Below are 618 nucleotides of genomic sequence, written 5' to 3'. Positions count from 1 at the left end.
AGAACTTTAGCAACAACGCCCGCGCCAACGGTACGGCCGCCTTCACGGATTGCGAAACGCAGACCGTCGTCCATCGCGATTGGGTGGATCAGCGTCACAACCATCTTGATGTTGTCGCCTGGCATTACCATCTCTACGCCTTCTGGCAGTTCGATGGTACCGGTCACGTCAGTTGTACGGAAGTAGAACTGTGGACGGTAGCCTTTGAAGAACGGAGTATGACGGCCGCCTTCGTCTTTGGACAGAATGTACACTTCAGATTCGAACTTGGTGTGTGGCTTGATTGAGCCTGGCTTCGCCAGAACCTGACCACGTTCGATTTCTTCACGCTTGATACCACGCAGCAGAACACCAACGTTCTCACCAGCACGGCCTTCGTCCAGCAGTTTGCGGAACATTTCAACGCCAGTACAGGTAGACTTCGCAGTCTCTTTGATACCAACGATTTCAACTTCTTCGCCAACTTTGATGATACCGCGCTCTACACGACCGGTAACAACGGTACCACGACCGGAGATGGAGAATACGTCTTCGATTGGCAGCAGGAATGGCTTGTCAATCGCACGCTCTGGTTCTGGGATGTAAGAATCCAGGTAGCCAGCCAGTTCGATGATTTTC

General features: G+C 52.4%; 1 protein-coding gene. It reads right to left on the bottom strand.

The features are described 5' to 3' along the window. Positions 1 to 618 (bottom strand): EF-Tu/IF-2/RF-3 family GTPase (locus tag AB8804_RS23285; RefSeq protein WP_044705022.1); only part of this gene is annotated, 618 nt, incomplete at both ends.

Source organism: Enterobacter sp. KBR-315C3_2022 (assembly GCF_041399425.1).
Taxonomy (GTDB): Bacteria; Pseudomonadota; Gammaproteobacteria; order Enterobacterales; family Enterobacteriaceae; genus Enterobacter.
The sequence above is the reverse complement of the archived record's forward strand: the minus strand, read 5'-3'. Positions and strand labels throughout refer to the sequence as shown.